Source organism: Acinetobacter sp. 243_ASPC (assembly GCF_001054715.1).
GTDB classification, from domain to species: domain Bacteria; phylum Pseudomonadota; class Gammaproteobacteria; order Pseudomonadales; family Moraxellaceae; genus Acinetobacter; species Acinetobacter soli.
Window position 1 is genome coordinate 1 of the sequence record NZ_JVOR01000107.1, and the last position, 20,530, is coordinate 20,530.

Consider the following 20,530-nt stretch of genomic DNA (forward strand, 5'->3'; position numbering starts at 1 on the left):
AATGCGGGGGTCACAGGTTCAAGTCCCGTCATAGCCACCATTTTCAAAGATCATGTACATTACGTGATCTTTTTTTTTATCTATCTTTTTTAGATTTTTATTTCACACTCAAGTTCACTGTTTTAGTTTTCTAATTCCAACCGAACTTATGCATTTTCATCACCCACTCAAAAGGATGTTATGGCATGAATAAGTCATTATTACTACTCACAACAACAATTGCATTTACCCCAGTGGTATATGCACAAGATCTAAGCTGGGGCGATCCAAAGGCCGAAGCGGGGCAAGTGAAAGTGTCTGGTGCTATCCGTACGCGCTATCTGAGCAAAGATTTTCAAGATGAAGCCAATGAGGGTTCAAATAACAACTGGCGTCTTGCAGATATCAAGCTCAATTTAAACTATGAAAATCCAAAATGGCTGGCAGCGCTCGATGCGCGTTGCTATGAATACGATGAACTTTGTGATGCTGTTTTTTTGAGTGATGCGTGGGTCGGATACAAGATTTCAGATCAGCAACGGGTGAGCGTTGGATTGCAACCTGTTGAGTTTGGCTTCGGACGCTTCTGGGGTAGCAGTTATTACGAAACCCTCATGAATACAGTCGGTTTTGAGGATATTTCGGCACTTGGGCTACGTTATCAAATCAACCAGAATGATTACAGTTTAAGTTTGGGTTTTTATCCAATAGATGGCGGAAATTATAAGGGGACGTCAAAAGATTCAAGCCGCTACAGCCCGGCATTTGTCGAGGCAGATGATTTAACAACGGGAACGTATTTAAAAGAAAGAAATATCTGGATGGGTCGGTTATCTAAAAAATTTGAGGTAACGCCGATTGACGGACTGAGTACCGAGATTGGTACTTCATTCTGGCATTCTGAACTGAAAAACAAAAAAAACGGTCAAGACGGCTCACGTAACAGTTGGAATGTCTTTACACAGACGCAGTACAATGCTTGGCAGTGGATGTTACTTGCCGGATCACAATCCATTCAAAACCGCGACACTGAGTTTCCTGACTTTTCAACCTTAGGTGCTTTTGATTTTCCTTATCAGGTGGCCAACAAGACCGATTATGTCGTCAATGAAATTAATTACAGTGTGGCAAAGCCCTTTTATGAGCTTAAGAATATTAAGCCATATTTCTCGTATAGTCGTTTATTTAAAGATCAGGCGGGCTATGAAGACTCAGAACGTATCATTGCAGGTGTTGCATTTAACTACAAAAAGATTGGGATTCAAGGTGAATACATCTGGAGTAAAAATGATCCGATGGTCGGTGCCAGCAGTAATGGATTGGCACAGGGCGATGGCAATGGATGGGACCGCATGCTGTATTTAGCACTGGGTTATTATTTCTAAATGAAAAAGCCCAAATCGTTAGCTACGGTTTGGGCTTTGTTTTATGACTGATGTTGTTCAATCAGGCTTAAGGTTTCGCTACGCGCATAAAATGGTGATAAAACATTCACCAAAAGCGGTTCAAGTAATCCTTCCCGATCTAGAACTCGAATAAGTTTGGGGTAAAACCGCTGTACTTCAGTATAAATATCCTGCTCGTTTAACCCAATGCCGTAAAATAAATCCTGCAACGTATCATCACGATAAAATTCATAAAATACTTCGACACCCCGCAACACGAGATTTTGAATAAAAGGCTGCTGGCGCAGTTCTTTCCAGTATTCATAAACCAGTACAAAAAATTCTTCAATATCTAGGGGATTAATTTTAGAGATGTACTCGTAAACAGTTTTGTCTTTTACGTCGTCCCAGAGTGTACGCAGTAAATCTTCAAGATCATCATTGGATAAGACACTCAGTTCTGCCAGTTGCTGCTGAATCAAGCGAGCCAAGTAGTCTTCAATTTTTTGCTCAATTCGTTGCTGATGTTTGTGTGAAAAGGACTTTAGATTTTGCTGCCAACGTGCTTGTAAAGTAGTGCTAGATTCGTTGCCCGATGCCGGCTGCAAAAACCTAGGCAATTTATGATGTATTGCGCTGGTGGCGATGAAGTGACACAGTTGCTCAATGGCTGGGCTGTGACGCAAGAAGGTGTTGAAGTAAAGCCGAATATTGTCTAATTCTAAAAACTTGGCTAACCAGATATCAAACTGTTGATCCGAGACCAAATCATTCAAAGTCGATGGTGATTTAAGTGCGCTAAGATAAATCTGCTTAGAGATTTCGCCAATGAATTCGAGTAAATCTGCACCCAACTGCATCTCAAATGCATAGCGCCGAACCACCATTTCAAGTTGTTGCATATCGATGACTTGATGGAGTTTGAGTTGTTGGAGAGACTGAAAAATCAAATGCGAGAGATGTTGTAGATACTCCGAAGAGTGCTCAGCACAGAGCTGAGACTTGAAATAATGCACCTGCTCAAGCAAAAGTGCTTGAGCAAGCTGCGCGCTAGACGATGTCTGATCCTTAGTCATCTGGTCTCCAGCCATTTACGATAGGGTAGCGGCGCTCACGGCTAAAGGCACGTGAACTAATTCGAGGGCCAATTGCACCTTGGCGACGCTTGTATTCATTACGATCGACGAGACGAATCACTTTTTCAACTACGTCTTTCTCAAAGCCTTTGGCAATAATATCGGCCTGACTTTGATCTTCTTCGATATAAGCGTAAAGAATCGCATCCAGAATATCATAAGGCGGCAATGAATCTTGATCTTTCTGATCTGGACGTAATTCTGCCGATGGCGGGCGAGTAATGACACGTTCAGGAATTACAGGCGTATCACCAAGAGTGTTGCGATATTTTGCCAGCTCAAACACGATGGTTTTATACACGTCTTTAAGTACAGAAAAACCACCCACCATATCACCGTAAAGTGTGCAGTAACCCACTGAAATTTCAGACTTGTTACCGGTTGAAAGCACCAGATTACCAAACTTGTTAGACAACCCCATCAACAGCGTGCCACGTGCACGTGCCTGTAGGTTTTCTTCGGTCGCATCTGCCGGTGTGTTGCCAAAAAATGGATATAGCGTTTGCATGAAGCTATTTACAATCGGATGGATTTCAGCGATCCCGAAGGTAACGCCCATACGTCGCGCTTGCTCGGTCGCATCTTCCACACTGATTTGAGCCGTATAGGTATAAGGCATCATGACTGCTTGAACCTTATCGGCACCAATTGCATCGGCTGCAATCGCTAGGGTGAGTGCTGAGTCAATACCGCCAGACAAACCTAATATCACACCCGGGAAACCAGAACGTTGTACATAGTCACGCGTGGCCATCACCAAACTTTGATAAATTTCCGCCATGGTATCGAGTGCAGGCGTCACTTCAGTGGTTTTGTACTGCTTATTTTCGATATCATATTCAGCATAGTACAGCGCTTCCTTAAAGCTCGGTGCCTGTACAGCCACAGTTCCGGTGTGATTGATGACAAAGCTGGTGCCATCAAAAATAAGATCATCTTGCCCGCCTACCTGATTGAGATAAACCAGATTGACATTGAGCTGCTTAGAGAGTTCAGTCAAAGTCTGAACACGATGCTGAGGCTTACCCACCTCATATGGTGATGCATTAAGCACCAAAACTGTTTCTACATTGAGCTGCGTGAGCTGTTGAACCGTATTGAGCGACCAAATATCTTCACAAATCAAGACACCAAATCTGTGCCCTAAATACTCAAACACAAGGTGTTGATGCCCAGGGTTGAAATAGCGCTTTTCATCAAAAACGCCATAGTTGGGTAAATTATGCTTGTTATAGATTCCGAGCACGACACCATCTTTCATGACAGCGGCAGAATTATAACGATGTCCTTCTTCGGTTTGATGTACAAATCCAAACACCATTACAATGTCTTTTACTTCTTTAAGTTGCTGAAATGCCTGATGCATTCGTTTACCAAGATTTGGACGTAGCAGCAAGTCTTCGGCTGGATAGCCGATGATGGAGAGTTCTGGAAAAATAATTAAATCAGCATGTTGTTTTTTAGATTCATTTGCTTGCTCAATCATTTTTTGAGCATTTGAATCAATATTGCCAATATGCGGTGAAAATTGAGCAAGGGCAATTTTAAAACTTTTCATTCAAACCTAATCCTAGATCGATAGCACAGATATACGCCATTCGTTGCTTTTGTCATTTTCTTTTTACAACGGGGTGACGCATGGGATAACACAAAAAAAGTCAATCGAATTGAAAAACAGTGCAAGACAGATAATATATACTAATCAAAGCTTTTTCTGCGCAAAAATAACAAGAATTATCTATTTTAATCGATTTTTTATTTGTTGTAATTTGGCTGTATCTATAGCCGACATCGATTACACTCAAATTAATCTTCAATCAATAAAAAGATCATGCTACAAAATTTTCTCATCCTCAGAAGACGAAAGCTGACCTCGGGTGAAATATCACTTGCACGCGAAATTTTTAGCTCGCATCTTAATTATGATTCGATCTTTATTTGTGCGCATCGTTTGGTATTGAAGCATTATGCAATCAGTCCGAATGGGCATATTTATTTTAATGTGATCGACTGGTGCGAAGATTTTTCGACGCAGTCGATTGAAAAGCAATCTTGGCTCATTCATGAATTGGTACATGTATGGCAAGTACAGCAGGGCATTAAGCTGATTCGAAAGGCTATTTTTGAGCGCCAGTATCATTATGTGCTTAAGCGCGGTAAAACTTTTTTAGAGTTTGGTGTTGAGCAGCAGGCACAAATGGTTCAAGACTACTTTCTCAAAAAACATCGTCAACAATCTTGTGATGATCTGGCTGCCTGTATTCCGTTTATTGCTTCCCCCCAATAAAAAAGACCGCTAAATGCGGTCTTTTTTATTGGTATAACGCTTAGGCAGCGATCAACGCTGGATGTCGCGTTTGGTTTCGCCAGTATAAAGCTGACGAGGACGACCAATTTTGTACGGAGCACTGTGCATTTCTAACCAGTGGCTGATCCAGCCAACAGTACGTGCAAGTGCAAAGATCACGGTAAACATTTCTGTTGGGATACCAATCGCTTTGAGAATGATACCTGAGTAGAAGTCTACGTTTGGATACAAGTTACGCTTGATGAAGTATTCATCAGACAACGCAATACGCTCAAGTTCCATCGCAAGTTCAAGTTGTGGATCGTTGATGCCAAGCGCAGCAAGAACTTCATCACACGTTTCTTTCATCACTTTCGCGCGTGGATCGAAGTTTTTATACACACGGTGACCAAAGCCCATGAGTTTCACTTCTTTGGTCTTCACTTTTTCCATGAAGCCAGCAACGTTTTCAACTGTACCGATCTCGTCGAGCATCTTCAGAACAGCTTCGTTTGCACCGCCGTGAGCAGGGCCCCAAAGCGCTGAAATACCCGCTGCGATACATGCATATGGATTCGCGCCAGTTGAGCCTGCCAAACGTACAGTTGACGTTGATGCATTTTGCTCATGATCCGCATGAAGCGTGAAAATACGATCCATTGCTTTAGCTAGAATCGGATCTACTTTGTAATCACGATCTGCAGGTGTCGCAAACATCATATGCAGGAAGTTCTCTGCATAGCCCAAGTCATTGCGAGGGTAGATGAAAGGTTGACCCACCGTGTACTTGTAGCTCCATGCTGCAAGCGTCGGAATTTTTGCGATCAAGCGGATAGCAGTAATTTCACGATGATTCACATCTTCGATGTTTAACTGGTTGTGATAGAACGCAGATAAAGCACCAACCACACCAACCATGATTGCCATTGGGTGTGCATCACGACGGAAACCATTAAAGAAACGGCTTACTTGATCGTGAACCATAGTGTGGTTACGCACCTTCGCATCAAATTCTTCTTTTTGCTCTTTGGTTGGGAGTTCACCATTTAAAAGCAAATAACATGTTTCGAGATAATCCGCCTGAGTTGCAAGCTGATCGATTGGGTAGCCGCGGTGTAATAACACACCTTCGTTCCCGTCGATGAAGGTAATCTTCGATTCACAAGAAGCGGTCGCCATGAAACCAGGATCAAACGTAAAATGACCTGCGGCCAATACATCCTTAACGTCGATTACATCTGGGCCTAATGTGCCGCTGTAAATTGGTAATTCAATTTCTTTGCCATCAAGCTTTAGTACGGCTTTCTTGCCAGTTGCTTCAGACATTCAATAGATCTCCTGTCCTGGTGAATGTTGATCTGAATCGAAGTATTAATCTTTTAATGCACGAATCAGACGGGTCAAAAATTGTTACTAAGATTAGTGTGAACTGAAATTTTGTCAATTATACTAATGGATAAAAAAGTAGCGTCACCACAAGTATTTAGTTTAACTGTTAAGGGTTAAAAAAATGAATAAAATCACAGTATCGACGCGCTATGATAAGTCAAATTTATGACGCCGTGCAGAAAAAAATTAGGTCTAAAATCTAAATTGTAAACAAATTTTTAGAGCAATTAATCCATCTGGCTATTGGTAGATTATGCCAACGCATTATGAAAATGGCTTAAAACCCATAACTTACCGAGTATTTACCTCGAATGAGTTAATCGGTTTCATGCTTTAAAACAGATAGGCCAGTATTTCCAAAATTGATTCAACTGGTTAAAAAATAGCTAATTGAACTCATCATTCACCTCAAAATTTGTACTTTTCTGAACGTATAGAGCGGTTAATAAGATTATTTTTGTGTGAATTTAAATCAAATTTGATTGTGTAGCTGAAGTTATTCACAAAGTAAGTAGTTCTTTATAATAGCGATATAAGGCTGCAAAGAATATAAAAGCAGCACGACATTTTATAAAAAAATATAAGCTTTATGATTTAAAGCGGATTTAGAATAAGCTTAAACCTTCAATTGCAATCTGTGTAAGTAAAGAGTTCAGTTGTATTTAATATCTTTGGTCTAATTCTCATATGATGAAGATCATAAAGCCAATTAAAGCTGGTTTTTTTAAAATAGTATATAAAAATAGAGACATACGAGTTTTTAATCTAATTAACGATGATTATGTGATCAATCTGTACAGGTAAATGATTCTTATTTGCTTAATTTTATATGAAAAAGAGGTTTTTCATTGTTTGTAATTTGATTTTTGACGTTTTATAATTCAAGAGTCGTTTATTAAGTAGGCATTTGCTTGCCTTCAATGCCAGCTTTCCTTCGAATTAATTCAAACAAACTCCAGCTGGAGTTTTTACTACAGGATGCCCGCTGTGAAAAGCAACAGACCTGTCAATTTGTCCATGGGTCAGGTGTTAGCGGTAAACTTACGCTCACCCGTGGCTATTGCATCAATCTTACACCGTCTCTCTGGTGTCATCGTATTTCTATTAATTCCCGTTCTATTATGGATTTTGGATAAATCCTTAGCATCACCAGAAGGATTTGAATACGTAAAAACAGTTATCTTCGGAAATATTTTAGTACGATTCATCGTATGGGTATTTGTAGCAGGTTTAATTTATCACTTCATTGCTGGTGTTAAACACTTGCTTGCTGATCTTGGCTTTGCAGAAGAGCTTCAAAGTGGGCGAACTGCCGCTACAGTTGCATTGATCTTATCTGTGATTGGTATCATCGCAGCCTTCGTATGGATTATGTTCTAATGAAAAGTGCTACAGGATTAACAGGTTCAGGTTCTCGCGATTGGTTTGTCCAGCGTATTAGTGCTGTTGTTTTAGCCGTATATACAGTCGTGATCATGGGTTGGATTTTGTTTCATGGTGGCTTTAACTATGAGCAATGGTCTGGCTTCATGATGACTTTACCAATGAAGATTTTGTCTTTGTTGGCTGTATTGTCATTGGCAGCACACGCTTGGATTGGTATGTGGCAAGTATTTACTGACTATGTAACGACTCGTCAAATGGGTCCTTCAGCTTCAGGTTTACGTCTGGTTCTAACAACGGCTGTCATTATTGCCGTGTTTGTATTTGTAATCTGGGGTATCCAGATTTTCTGGGCGAATTGATAGGAAGACATCATGGGCGCGATAAACCCTAAAGAAGATTATTCAAATATCCAAAACCTCACCTTTGATGCTGTCATCGTTGGTGGTGGTGGTTCTGGTATGCGTGCAGCGTATCAACTTGCACAAGCGGGTTTAAAAGTTGCTGTTTTAACTAAAGTATTCCCAACACGTTCGCACACGGTTGCCGCGCAAGGTGGTATCGGTGCATCGTTAGGCAACATGCAAGAAGATAACTGGCACTATCACTTTTACGACACCGTAAAAGGCTCTGACTGGTTAGGTGATCAAGACGCGATCGAATATATGACGCGTGAAGCACCTAAAGTAGTGTACGAGCTTGAACACATGGGTATGCCGTTTGACCGTAACGAAGATGGAACGATTTATCAGCGTCCATTTGGTGGTCACTCTGCAAACTATGGTGCAAAAGCAGTACCACGTGCCTGTGCAGCCGCTGACCGTACAGGTCATGCGCTTTTACATACGTTGTATCAAAGCAACGTAAAAATGGGCACACAGTTCTTTGTTGAATGGATTGCGCTTGACCTGATCCGTAACAATGAAGGTGATGTACTTGGTGTAACCGCTTACGATCAAGAAACAGGTAATATTGCCGTATTTCAAGCCAAAGCAACTTTGTTTGCTACGGGTGGTGCAGGCCGAGTTTACCGTGCATCAACCAACGCTTACATTAATACAGGCGATGGTCTGGGTATGGCAGCGCGTGCAGGTATTCCATTACAAGATATGGAATTCTGGCAATTTCACCCAACGGGTGTTGCCGGAGCTGGCGTACTGTTGACAGAAGGTTGTCGTGGTGAAGGTGGTATTTTGCGTAACAAGGACGGCGAACCGTTCATGGAGCGCTATGCACCAACATTGAAAGACTTGGCACCGCGTGACTTCGTATCACGTTCAATGGACCAAGAGATCAAAGAAGGGCGTGGCTGTGGCCCTAAAGGCGACTACATTCTTCTTGATATGACGCACTTGGGTGCAGAAACCATCATGAAGCGTTTACCTTCTGTTTTTGAGATTGGTAAAAAGTTTGCAAACGTTGACTGTACCAAAGAGCCAATTCCTGTTGTACCTACAATTCACTACCAAATGGGTGGTATCCCGACCAATATCCATGGTCAGGTTGTGGTGCCGCATGGTGTGGAAGAAGGCGAGTTTACTGCACACTACGACAAAGACACTAAACAATATACCTACCAAGGTACGCGCGATTATGTAAAACCGGTTAAAGGTTTTTATGCAATCGGTGAGTGTTCCTGTGTGTCGGTTCACGGTGCGAACCGTTTGGGAACCAACTCATTGCTTGATTTGGTGGTATTTGGTAAGGCGGCTGGTGAACATATCATTGATTATGTGACCAAGCACCATGGTGATGATTATGCACCATTACCAAATGACGTACTTGAAAACACATTGGCACGTATTCGCAAACTAGATGATTCAACTTCTGGTGAGAATGCACAAGAAATTGCCGATACAATCCGTGACATCGTACAGGATCATGCTGGTGTATTCCGTACTCAAGCTTTGCTTGACAAGGGTGTACAAGAAATCCTTGCGATGGAATCTCGTGTACGTAACATTCATTTGAAAGACAAATCAAGAGTATTTAACACCGCGCGTGTTGAAGCGCTTGAAGTTGAAAACTTGTATGAAGTTGCAAAAGCTACATTAATTTCTGCTGCTGCACGTAAAGAATGTCGTGGTGCGCATACAGTGGTTGACTATGAGTTGGCTCCTGATCACCCAACGTATTCATATGGCCGCCGTGACGATGAATGGATGAAACACACATTGTGGTATTCATCGGATAACCGTCTTGAGTACAAGCCAGTTCGTTTCAATCCGTTAACGGTTGAAGCAATTGAACCTAAACCACGTACATTCTAATCGGGAGACTAAAGATGAGTAGAGGTACTCGTACATTCGAAATCTACCGCTATGATCCTGATAAGGATAAAGCGCCGTACATGCAAACTTTCACGCTCGAGTTAACCGACAAGCACCGTATGTTGCTTGATGCGTTACTTGCACTGAAAGTACAGGATGAAACCTTGACATTCCGCCGTTCATGCCGAGAAGGTATTTGTGGTTCTGACGGTGTGAATATCAATGGTAAAAATGGTCTGGCGTGTTTGTGGAACCTCAACGATTTGCCTGAAAAAATCGTGATTCGTCCTCTACCAGGCTTACCAGTGATTAAGGATTTGGTTGTAGACATGAACCAGTTCTACGATCAATACAACAAGATCCAGCCATTCCTGATTAACAATCAGCCAGCGCCACCAAAAGAGCGTTTACAGTCTCAAGCGGACCGTGAGCATCTTGACGGCCTGTATGAATGTATCTTGTGTGCGTGTTGTTCGACATCATGCCCATCGTTCTGGTGGAACCCAGACAAATTCTTGGGTCCATCTGCGCTACTAAACGCTTATCGCTTTATTATCGATTCGCGTGATACCGCTACTCAAGAACGTTTGGCGCGTTTGGACGACCCATTCTCATTGTTCCGTTGTAAAGGAATCATGAACTGTGTATCTGTTTGCCCGAAAGGTTTGAACCCAACAAAAGCAATTGGTCACATTCGTAACATGCTTCTCGATCAAGCAGGTTAATTCCGTTAAAAAAAGCGCACATATTTATGTGCGCTTTTTTTATTAAAAATAAATGGGACTAATGTCTAAATTGCATCTAAAATGTATATCAAGCACCATAGGTTATCAGCTAAAATAGCCAATGTATTTTGTCAATTTATAAGAGGTATATGTCAAAAAAATCAATTCGTGCAAGCAGAACATGATACGATTTGAAACGAAATTTTATGCCCACAAAGTGCATAATAGGCCATATACACGAAGCACGATTTTTGATTGTGCTTAATTTTTATGTAGAAGAGTTATTTTAGAAAAGCCAAATAGCGGTAAGATTTTGTTTTTCTAAGATGATTTGCAAAAATTGCTCGGCGTCGCCGAGTATACAGATGATAAATGATGCCAATGACGGCGTTGTTTTTCATTGATTATGTCAAGGAAACTTGATGTGGTCATAACGCCCCCTTTGGTCTCAGCGCCAGAATGGGTTTGTAATGCCATTTTACAATTTGGCGTTATCAATCATGGGTCTGTTTAAAAAAGCAACCCGTAATGTTTTTGCAATAGGAAATGGGTCCACAAATGCAAGATGTTGCTGACGCTTTGCGTCTTGACACTGAACTTTCCGCTGATAGCGCAGCGTATATTGAACAGCTTTACGAGCAATACCTGACCTCCCCAACCTCTGTGACAGAGGACTGGCGCCAATACTTCGATAAATTCCCAAAAGGTGATCAACCACACAGCAATGTGCGTGAGCAGTTCTTATTACTTGGACGTAATTCGAGCCGTGTACAAGCAGTTGTACAGAGTTCGGTAAGCAGTGATCATGAGCGTCGTCAGATTGGTGTCTTACAACTCATCGCAGCATATCGTAACCGTGGTCATCAAAAAGCAAAACTCGATCCACTAGGTCTTGCAAAACGCGAAGACGTTCCAGATCTTGATTTATCTGCTCATGGTTTAACGAAGTCTGATCTTGATACGATATTCAATACCAGTAATCTTGCTATTGGTAAAACTGAAGCTACTCTCGGTGAAATGATCGATGCAATGGAAGCCATTTATTGTGGTTCTATTGGTGCAGAATACATGCATATTGTCGACACCAAAGAAAAACGCTGGATTCAACAACGTTTAGAGAGTGCGCGTGGTCAGTTCAATTTTACCAATGACCAGAAAAAAGGACTACTGGAGCGCTTAACTGCTGCGGAAGGCCTTGAAAAGTTTTTGGGTAACAAATACGTCGGCGCTAAGCGCTTTGGTGTAGAAGGTGGTGAAGCCTTCATCCCGATGATGAACGAAATTATTCAGCGTGCAGGCTCTGTGGGCTGTAAAGAAGTTGTGATTGGTATGCCACACCGTGGTCGTCTCAACCTTCTTGTAAATATTATGGGTAAAAACCCAGCTGATCTTTTTGGTGAGTTTGAAGGTAAATCAATTCATAAAAAAGGTTCGGGTGACGTAAAATACCATCAAGGCTTCTCATCAAATGTCATGACGTCAGGTGGCGAAGTACATTTGGCATTGGCATTTAACCCGTCGCATCTTGAAATTGTTGGACCAGTGGTTGAAGGTTCGGTTCGTGCACGCCAAGTTCGTCGTAAAGACATCGGTGGTGATGACGTTCTTCCGGTGATCGTTCACGGTGACGCAGCATTTGCAGGTCAGGGTGTTAACCAAGAAACCTTCCAAATGTCGCAAACTCGCGGTTATACGGTTGGTGGTACGGTTCATATCGTCATCAATAACCAAGTGGGTTTCACCACTTCAGATCCACGCGATGCTCGCTCAACTGAATACTGTACCGATATCGCGAAAATGGTTCAGTCACCAATTTTCCATGTAAATGGTGATGATCCTGAAGCGGTCGCGTTTATTGCACAGTTGGCCCACGATTTCCGTCATACTTTCCGTAAAGACGTTGTAATTGATTTGTTCTGTTACCGTCGTCGCGGCCACAATGAAGCAGATGAGCCATCTGCAACTCAGCCGTTGATGTATCAGGTGATCAATAAAAAGCCAACTACTCGTACGCTTTATGCCGACAAATTGGTACAAGAAAAAGTACTCGATCGTGCAGAAGCGGACAAGCTGATTGAAGACTACCGCGCTGATTTAGAAGCTGGTAATCACGTTGCAAATGCGCTAGTACTTGAGCCAAACACCAAGATGTTTGTCGATTGGAAACCGTATTTGGGCCATGACTATACAGACGTTTGGGATACCACAACCGATATCAATCGCTTAAAAGCGCTTGGTGAGGGAATGCGTAAGCTACCTGAAGGTTTTGTGATGCAACGCCAAGTACAAAAAGTCATTGACGACCGTTTGAAAATGCAAACGGGTGAAATGCCATTGAACTGGGGTGCTGCTGAAACACTGGCCTACGCAACACTGATTGATGAAGGTTACTTGGTTCGTATTACTGGTGAAGATGTTGGCCGTGGTACGTTCTCGCATCGTCATGCGAAATTGCATAACCAAGTCGACGGTTCAACTTATATTCCGCTTTGTCATGTGAAGGAAAATCAGCCACGCTTTGCGTTGTATGATTCTTTGTTGTCTGAAGAGGCCGTTCTTGCATTTGAATATGGCTATGCGACGACTATTCCAAACAGCTTGATCATCTGGGAAGCTCAGTTTGGTGACTTCGCCAACTGTGCGCAAGTTGTGATCGACCAGTTCATCGCATCTGGTGAAACCAAGTGGGAGCGTGTGTGTGGTTTGACCATGTTGCTACCTCATGGCTTTGAAGGTCAGGGGCCAGAGCATTCATCTGCACGTCTTGAGCGCTTCTTGCAGCTTTGTGCAGAAGACAACATGCAAGTGATCACACCAACCACACCAGCGCAGATTTTCCATGCGTTACGTCGTCAGGCAGTTCGTCCAATTCGTAAGCCAATGATTGTAATGTCACCTAAGTCGTTGCTTCGTCATAAACTTGCAACATCAACACTCGATGAGCTTGCGAACGGCACATTCCAAACCGTGATTGATGAAGTTGATCAAATCAATAAAGCAGATGTTACCCGTCTAGTTTTGTGTGGCGGTAAGGTCTACTATGATTTGCTTGAAAAACGTCGTGAGCTTGAGTTAAACAACATTGCGTTGGTTCGTATCGAACAGCTCTATCCGTACCCAGAAAAACGCTTGGAAGAAGTGCTTGCAGCTTATCCAAATGTTAAAGATGTGGTGTGGTGTCAAGAAGAGCCGAAGAACCAAGGTGCTTGGTTGTTTATCGCGCCGCGTCTATATGACGACATCTTGAAATCTGGAAAACAAATCCGCATCAGCTATGCAGGTCGTGAAGCATCGGCTGCACCAGCATGTGGTTCACCATACTTGCACGCAAAACAACAAGCTCAGCTCATTCATGATGCATTAGCAATCGAAGCTGAACAATCAGGAGAGACAAAATAATGGCAACCGAAATTAAAGCACCGGTATTCCCAGAGTCAGTTGCAGACGGAACCATTGCAACTTGGCATAAAAAAGTTGGGGAAGCAGTATCACGTGATGAAGTCATTTGTGATATTGAAACTGATAAAGTTGTTTTAGAAGTGGTTGCTCCAGCTGATGGTCAACTTGTTTCTATCGTGAAAGATGAAGGCGAAACAGTTTTATCTGACGAAGTAATTGCACAGTTCCAAGAAGGTGCAGTTTCTGGCGCCAATGAAACTCAATCAGTTCAAAGCGATTCAAAAGTAGAACAAGCAGCATCTAAAACTGAAGCGGGTGCGGCGCCAGTTGTAGAACGTGCACAACCTGTATCTGATCAAGCACCAGCTGTGCGTAAAGCATTGACTGAAACAGGCATCAGTGCAGCAGATGTTCAAGGTACAGGCCGTGGTGGTCGTATCACTAAAGAAGACGTGACCAATCACCAAGCAAAACCAGCAGCACCTGCTGCTGCACCGCTTAGCGTTGCGGTCGGTGAGCGTATCGAAAAGCGTGTTCCAATGACACGTCTGCGTAAGCGCGTAGCCGAGCGTCTTCTTGCTGCAACTCAAGAAACCGCAATGTTAACTACGTTTAACGAAGTGAACATGAAACCAATCATGGAAATGCGTGCACAGTACAAAGATGCGTTTGAAAAACGTCATGGTGCGCGTCTTGGCTTTATGTCTTTCTTCGTGAAAGCTGCAACTGAAGCATTGAAACGTTATCCAGCTGTAAATGCGTCTATCGATGGCGATGATATTGTTTACCATGGCTATTACGACATCGGCGTTGCTGTTTCTTCTGACCGTGGTCTTGTGGTTCCAGTACTTCGTGATACTGACCGTATGAACTATGCTGAAGTTGAAAACGGTATCCGTGACTATGCTTACAAGGCACGTGATGGCAAATTGGGTATTGAAGACATGACAGGCGGTACATTCACCATTACTAATGGCGGTACGTTCGGTTCATTGCTTTCTACACCAATCTTGAATACACCACAAACTGCAATTTTGGGCATGCATAAGATTCAAGAGCGTCCAATGGCAGTGAATGGTCAGGTTGAAATTTTACCAATGATGTATCTTGCACTTTCTTATGACCACCGTTTAATCGATGGTAAAGAAGCTGTTGGTTTCTTGGTAACCATCAAAGAGCTTCTTGAAGAGCCTGCAAAACTTATCCTTGATCTTTAATTTAGTCCGTATAAACACCCAAGTTGAGTCATTTCGCTTGGGTTCATGGAGATAAAAATGTCTCAACAGTTTGATCTTGTTGTAATTGGCGGTGGACCTGGTGGCTATGAAGCGGCAATTCGTGCTGCTCAGCTTGGCTTTAAAGTTGCGTGTATTGAAAAGCGTATCCATAAAGGCAAGCCATCTTTAGGTGGTACTTGCTTAAACGTGGGCTGTATCCCGTCTAAAGCACTTTTAGACTCAGCGCATCGCTTTGAAGATACCGCACATCACCTAGATGACCACGGTATTACAACAGGTGAAGTCAAAATTGACATCGCAAAAATGTTGGCACGTAAAGATAAAGTTGTCGAAAACTTAACGGGCGGTGTGGCTCAGTTATTAAAAGGCAATGGTATCGAGTGGTTACAAGGGACAGGTAAACTTCTTGCAGGTAAAAAAGTTGAGTTTGTGCCATTTGAAGGCGAAACTCAGGTTTTAGAGCCGAAATACGTGATTCTTGCTTCTGGTTCAGTACCAGTAAACATCCCGGTAGCACCAGTCGATCAAGACTTGATTGTTGACTCAACTGGCGCACTCGAGTTTGCTGAAGTACCTAAGCGTTTAGGTGTGATTGGCGCGGGTGTAATTGGTCTCGAGCTTGGTTCTGTATGGCGTCGTTTGGGGGCTGAAGTTGTTGTGTTTGAAGCATTGGATACATTCCTTCCAATGGCAGATAAGGCACTTGCTAAAGACTTCCAAAAAATCTTGACCAAACAAGGTCTTGATATTCGCATTGGTGCAAAAGTTGCTGCGACTGAAGTAAATGGTCGTGAAGTGACTGTGAAATACAACCAAGGCGGCGAAGACAAAGAACAAGTATTCGACAAGCTTATCGTTTGTGTTGGCCGTAAGCCATATGCAGAAGGTTTGTTGGCTGAAGATGCGGGTATCAAGTTGACTGAACGTGGTTTCATTGAAGTCAACGACCACTGCGCAACATCTCTTGAAGGTGTTTATGCAATTGGTGACCTTGTACGTGGTCCTATGCTTGCGCATAAAGCCATGGAAGAAGGTGTAATGGCGGTTGAACGTATTCACGGTCATGCAGCACAAGTGAACTACGATACAATTATCAGCGTTATTTATACGCATCCTGAAGCAGCTTGGGTTGGCTTAACTGAAGAAGCAGCGAAAGAAAAAGGTCATGACGTTAAAACGGGTCAATTCCCATTTGCAGTCAATGGCCGTGCTTTAGCAGCAGGTGAAGCAGCAGGTTTTGTGAAGTTTGTGGCTGATGCAAAAACCGACCGTTTGTTGGGTATGCACGTGATTGGACCAGGTGCATCTGACATTGTTCACCAAGGTATGATTGCACTTGAGTTTGTTTCTTCTGTAGAAGATTTACAATTAATGACATTTGGTCATCCAACCTATTCTGAAGTGGTACATGAAGCCGCTTTAGCGGTTGATGGTCGTGCCATTCACGCAATTCAACGCAAACGTAAGTAAGATTGAAAAGAGCGGTTTAGACCGCTCTTTTTTGTTTAAGATGGTTGTTTATATTTGAATAATCATCTAAAAATAAGTACAAATGAAATTGAAAAAATGATCTGTATTTACTGAGACGGATGTTTAAGTACAGGTTAGTTATAACAAGGGCAAAAGTCGTAAAAAGGTAACTAAATGAATTTACATGAGTATCAAGCCAAAACATTGTTGAAAAAATATGGCGTGTCAGTCCAAGAAGGAATTTTGGCACGAAATGCAGAAGAAGCAGTTGCTGCATTTGAACAATTAGGTGGCAAGTTTGCCGTGATGAAAGCCCAAGTACATGCGGGTGGCCGCGGTAAAGCTGGTGGTGTAAAGGTAGTTAAATCGAAAGAAGAAGCTGCAGACTACGCCAACCAATTGATTGGTACGAATCTTGTAACGTATCAAACCGATGCCAACGGCCAGCCGGTCAACAGTGTCTTGATCTGCGAAGATGTGTATCCCGTTGAACGTGAGCTATACCTAGGTGCTGTGGTGGATCGTTCAAGCCGTCGCGTAACTTTTATGGCTTCAACCGAAGGTGGTGTTGAAATCGAGAAAGTAGCTGAAGAAACGCCAGAAAAAATTATTAAAGTCGAAGTAGATCCACTTGTAGGTTTACAACCGTTCCAAGCACGTGAAGTTGCATTTGCATTACAACTTAAAGACAAACAGGTCAGCCAGTTTGTGAAGCTAATGACAGGTGCTTATCAAGCATTTGTAGAAAATGATTTTGCCCTATTTGAAATTAATCCACTCTCAGTTCGTGAAAACGGCGATATCCTTGCGGTCGATGCTAAAATTGGCATCGATTCAAATGCCTTGTATCGTTTGCCAGAGCTTGCAGCAGCACGTGACAAATCACAAGAAAATGAGCGCGAATTAAAAGCGTCTGAGTTTGAACTGAACTATGTCGCACTTGAAGGTAATATTGGCTGTATGGTTAATGGTGCAGGGCTTGCAATGGCCACAATGGACATTATCAAACTGTATGGCGGTCAACCTGCAAACTTCCTTGATGTAGGCGGTGGTGCAACCAAAGAGCGCGTGATTGAAGCCTTTAAGCTCATTTTGGCTGATACCTCTGTTCAAGGTGTCTTAATCAATATCTTTGGTGGAATTGTACGTTGTGACATGATTGCCGAAGCCATTATTGCAGCCGTTCAAGAGGTGAATGTAACCGTTCCTGTCGTAGTTCGCCTAGAAGGCAACAACGCAGAATTGGGTGCAAAAATTCTCGACGAATCGGGTTTAAAACTGACATCTGCCAACGGATTATCGGATGCGGCAGAGAAAATTGTTGCTGCGGTAAAAGGTTAAGGGAGTATAAAAATGAGCGTATTAATTAATAAAGACACAAAAGTATTGGTTCAAGGTTTTACGGGTAAAAACGGCACATTTCATTCAGCCCAAGCGCTAGATTACGGCACGAAAGTCGTGGGTGGGGTAACGCCAGGCAAAGGTGGGACTACTCATCTGGACTTGCCAGTATTTAATACCATGAAAGATGCGGTTCGTGAAACTCATGCTGATGCATCGGTTATTTATGTTCCGGCACCTTTTGTTTTAGACTCCATTGTTGAAGCGGTCGATTCAGGTGTGAGTCTGATTGTTGTGATCACTGAAGGTGTGCCAACCCTAGATATGCTCAAAGCCAAGCGTTACCTTGAAACCTACGGTAATGGTGTGCGTTTAGTTGGACCAAACTGCCCAGGTGTGATTACTCCAGGCGAATGTAAAATCGGAATTATGCCGGGTCATATTCATCAACCGGGTCGTATTGGAATTATTTCTCGTTCGGGTACTTTGACTTATGAGGCTGTGGCGCAAACCACAAAACTCGGTTTAGGTCAGTCTACTTGTATCGGAATCGGGGGGGATCCAATTCCAGGAATGAACCAAATCGATGCGTTGAAACTTTTCCAAGATGACCCAGATACCGATGCGATCATTATGATTGGTGAAATTGGTGGCTCTGCGGAAGAAGAAGCAGCTGAATACATCCAATCGAATGTGAGTAAGCCAGTTGTTGGATATATTGCTGGTGTGACTGCACCAAAAGGCAAACGTATGGGGCATGCAGGCGCAATTATTTCGGGCGGTAAAGGGACAGCAGAAGAGAAATTTGCTGCATTTGAACGTGCAGGCATGGCGTATACGCGTAGCCCGGCCGAACTCGGCTCGACCATGCACAAGGTCCTTAAGGAAAAAGGCTTGGTATAAGTTTTAAGCTTTATCCAATAAAAACCCTTCAGAACATCTGAAGGGTTTTTTATGAACAAATCATTCGATATATCGGGTTTTAAGTTCGTATCTAAAAAGAAAAATTCAATATCTTTCATCAAGTACTAGCTTAGATTAAAAGTCTGATGATGTATGTCCTTGAGTCAAGACTACTGTTGCAAATTTTTAATAAGATCGTTTAATTTGATTTGTTTAGTTATTCTTAAACTCGTTATAAGCTGACGCTGTAATGATAGTAATAAAATTAAAAAAACAGCACCATAAAATGAGACGCAAAAAAAAGCGTAATGATTGGGGTGATCATTACGCAGAACAACGAATCTGTAATAACAGTTTCGGTTAAGGAGAAGAGTTATGAACTTGGGGGAGTGCATAACCTATGAACCTAATATACTCAAGGTCTACTCAGAGTTCATTGGTATTCACGTTAACATGTGTTAAATCACGTTAAATAATCGATCAAAATGTAGGCTTGCTTTCGACCAAAGTCGTACTGTCTCTGAATAAGACAGTACTTCAATAGTATTTCGATCATGATCGATTAGAACTTGAATAAGCCAAGCCCATCTTTTACTTCATCCAGTGTGGCTTGGGTTATGTTCTGACATTTGATTGTACCTTCGTGCAAGATATCCATGATGTAATCTGGATCTTTAGCCAACGCTTCACGACGTTCACGGATAGGTGAAATCAATTCTTTTAAAATACCTTCAAGGCGTTTTTTTACAGTTCCATCACCGAGACCACCACGGCGATAGTGAGCCTTTAAAGCCTCAACTTCTTCTTTGTCTGGATCAAATGCATCTAGATATGCAAATACAATGTTGCCCTCGACCTGACCTGGATCTTCAATGCGTAAGTGATTTGGATCGGTATACATTGCATTGACGGCTTTTTTAATATCTTTATCACTTGCATTTAATACAATGGTATTGCCAAGAGATTTCGACATTTTTGCCTTACCATCAAATCCAGGTAAACGTCCTGTATTTGAAAGTAGGGCTTTACATTCAGGAAGCAAATCTCGACCAATCTGACGATTCACACGGCGTACCAATTCATTGGTCTGTTCAATCATTGGAATTTGGTCTTCACCCACCGGAACGACGGTTGCTTTAAAGGCAGTAATATCGGCTGCCTGTGCCACTGGATAGCATAAAAAACCTGCTGGAATATCACGCTCAAACCCACGCATCTGAATTTCAGATTTAATAGTCGGGTTACGCTCAAGACGTGCAACAGTCACAAAGTTAAGGTACAACATGGTCAGTTCATTCAGTGCTGGCAAGCATGATTGAACACAGATCGTGGTTTTAGTTGGATCGATGCCCACAGCCAAATAATCCAGTGCCACTTCAAGAATATTACGGCGTACTTTGTCTGGATTATCTGCATTGTCTGTTAGGGCTTGAGCGTCTGCTAACAAGATATGCTGATGATGACTATCTTGTAAACCGACACGAGAACGTAAAGAACCGACAAAATGTCCGAGATGCAATTGTCCAGTCGGACGGTCACCTGTCAAAATAATAGGTCGTTGATCAACACTGCTCATTATATAGTCCACTACTAAATGGGTTTATTCAGAGGCTAAGCCGCTGCAA

Annotated in this window: 15 protein-coding genes; 11 read left to right on the top strand and 4 right to left on the bottom strand. The window is 42.5% G+C overall.

Annotated elements, in window-relative coordinates; translation table 11 throughout:
* Positions 1 to 185: 185 nt before the first annotated feature.
* Positions 186 to 1,364, top strand: a complete 1,179-nt coding sequence (locus tag ADA42_RS14615) for a porin (RefSeq protein ID WP_048765951.1) — start codon at positions 186 to 188, stop codon at positions 1,362 to 1,364.
* A gap of 41 nt (positions 1,365 to 1,405) precedes the next feature.
* Here ADA42_RS14615 and ADA42_RS14620 read toward each other — a convergent pair whose 3' ends face one another.
* Together ADA42_RS14620 and ADA42_RS14625 are read right to left on the bottom strand one after the other, a co-directional pair.
* On the bottom strand, positions 1,406 to 2,440 hold the full coding sequence (locus ADA42_RS14620) for a hypothetical protein (protein WP_048765953.1): 1,035 nt from the start codon (positions 2,438 to 2,440) through the stop codon (positions 1,406 to 1,408).
* Complete coding sequence (locus ADA42_RS14625) at positions 2,433 to 4,058, bottom strand: NAD+ synthase (protein ID WP_048765956.1); 1,626 nt, start codon at positions 4,056 to 4,058, stop codon at positions 2,433 to 2,435. Before ADA42_RS14625 ends, ADA42_RS14620 begins: the two co-directional genes overlap by 8 nt.
* Positions 4,059 to 4,331: 273 nt before the next feature.
* On the opposite strand from ADA42_RS14625, the gene ADA42_RS14630 reads away from it, so the two are divergent.
* Positions 4,332 to 4,787: a hypothetical protein gene (locus ADA42_RS14630; RefSeq protein WP_048765958.1), complete on the top strand. Its 456-nt coding sequence runs from the start codon at positions 4,332 to 4,334 to the stop codon at positions 4,785 to 4,787.
* A gap of 51 nt (positions 4,788 to 4,838) precedes the next feature.
* On the opposite strand, the gene gltA is transcribed toward ADA42_RS14630, so the two are convergent.
* Entirely contained in the window at positions 4,839 to 6,113 is a 1,275-nt protein-coding gene (gene gltA / locus ADA42_RS14635; RefSeq protein WP_004940950.1) for a citrate synthase, read from the bottom strand.
* A gap of 1,041 nt (positions 6,114 to 7,154) precedes the next feature.
* On the opposite strand from gltA, the gene sdhC reads away from it, so the two are divergent.
* From sdhC to sucD, 9 genes are all read left to right on the top strand, one after another.
* A complete protein-coding gene (gene sdhC, locus ADA42_RS14640) occupies positions 7,155 to 7,556 on the top strand; it encodes a succinate dehydrogenase, cytochrome b556 subunit (protein WP_088459624.1) in 402 nt (133 codons plus the stop codon).
* Entirely contained in the window at positions 7,556 to 7,921 is a 366-nt protein-coding gene (sdhD, locus tag ADA42_RS14645) for a succinate dehydrogenase, hydrophobic membrane anchor protein (protein ID WP_004940945.1), read from the top strand. Before sdhC ends, sdhD begins: the two co-directional genes overlap by 1 nt.
* Positions 7,922 to 7,933: 12 nt before the next feature.
* Positions 7,934 to 9,829 (top strand): succinate dehydrogenase flavoprotein subunit, encoded by a 1,896-nt coding sequence (gene sdhA, locus ADA42_RS14650; RefSeq protein ID WP_004940941.1) that lies wholly within the window; start codon positions 7,934 to 7,936, stop codon positions 9,827 to 9,829.
* Between the two features lie 14 nt (positions 9,830 to 9,843).
* Positions 9,844 to 10,554 (top strand): succinate dehydrogenase iron-sulfur subunit, encoded by a 711-nt coding sequence (locus tag ADA42_RS14655; RefSeq protein WP_004940938.1) that lies wholly within the window; start codon positions 9,844 to 9,846, stop codon positions 10,552 to 10,554.
* Between the two features lie 558 nt (positions 10,555 to 11,112).
* Positions 11,113 to 13,953: a 2-oxoglutarate dehydrogenase E1 component gene (locus tag ADA42_RS14660; protein ID WP_048765971.1), complete on the top strand. Its 2,841-nt coding sequence runs from the start codon at positions 11,113 to 11,115 to the stop codon at positions 13,951 to 13,953.
* Positions 13,953 to 15,170, top strand: coding sequence for a 2-oxoglutarate dehydrogenase complex dihydrolipoyllysine-residue succinyltransferase (odhB, locus tag ADA42_RS14665; protein ID WP_004940933.1), 1,218 nt, complete (start codon positions 13,953 to 13,955; stop codon positions 15,168 to 15,170). Before ADA42_RS14660 ends, odhB begins: the two co-directional genes overlap by 1 nt.
* Positions 15,171 to 15,227: 57 nt before the next feature.
* Complete coding sequence (lpdA, locus tag ADA42_RS14670) at positions 15,228 to 16,661, top strand: dihydrolipoyl dehydrogenase (RefSeq protein ID WP_004940928.1); 1,434 nt, start codon at positions 15,228 to 15,230, stop codon at positions 16,659 to 16,661.
* A gap of 174 nt (positions 16,662 to 16,835) precedes the next feature.
* Positions 16,836 to 18,002 (top strand): ADP-forming succinate--CoA ligase subunit beta, encoded by a 1,167-nt coding sequence (gene sucC, locus ADA42_RS14675; protein ID WP_004940924.1) that lies wholly within the window; start codon positions 16,836 to 16,838, stop codon positions 18,000 to 18,002.
* Between the two features lie 12 nt (positions 18,003 to 18,014).
* Positions 18,015 to 18,905, top strand: coding sequence for a succinate--CoA ligase subunit alpha (gene sucD, locus ADA42_RS14680; protein WP_004940921.1), 891 nt, complete (start codon positions 18,015 to 18,017; stop codon positions 18,903 to 18,905).
* 562 nt (positions 18,906 to 19,467) lie between these two features.
* On the opposite strand, the gene trpS is transcribed toward sucD, so the two are convergent.
* On the bottom strand, positions 19,468 to 20,481 hold the full coding sequence (gene trpS / locus ADA42_RS14685) for a tryptophan--tRNA ligase (RefSeq protein WP_048765960.1): 1,014 nt from the start codon (positions 20,479 to 20,481) through the stop codon (positions 19,468 to 19,470).
* Positions 20,482 to 20,530: the final 49 nt, after the last annotated feature.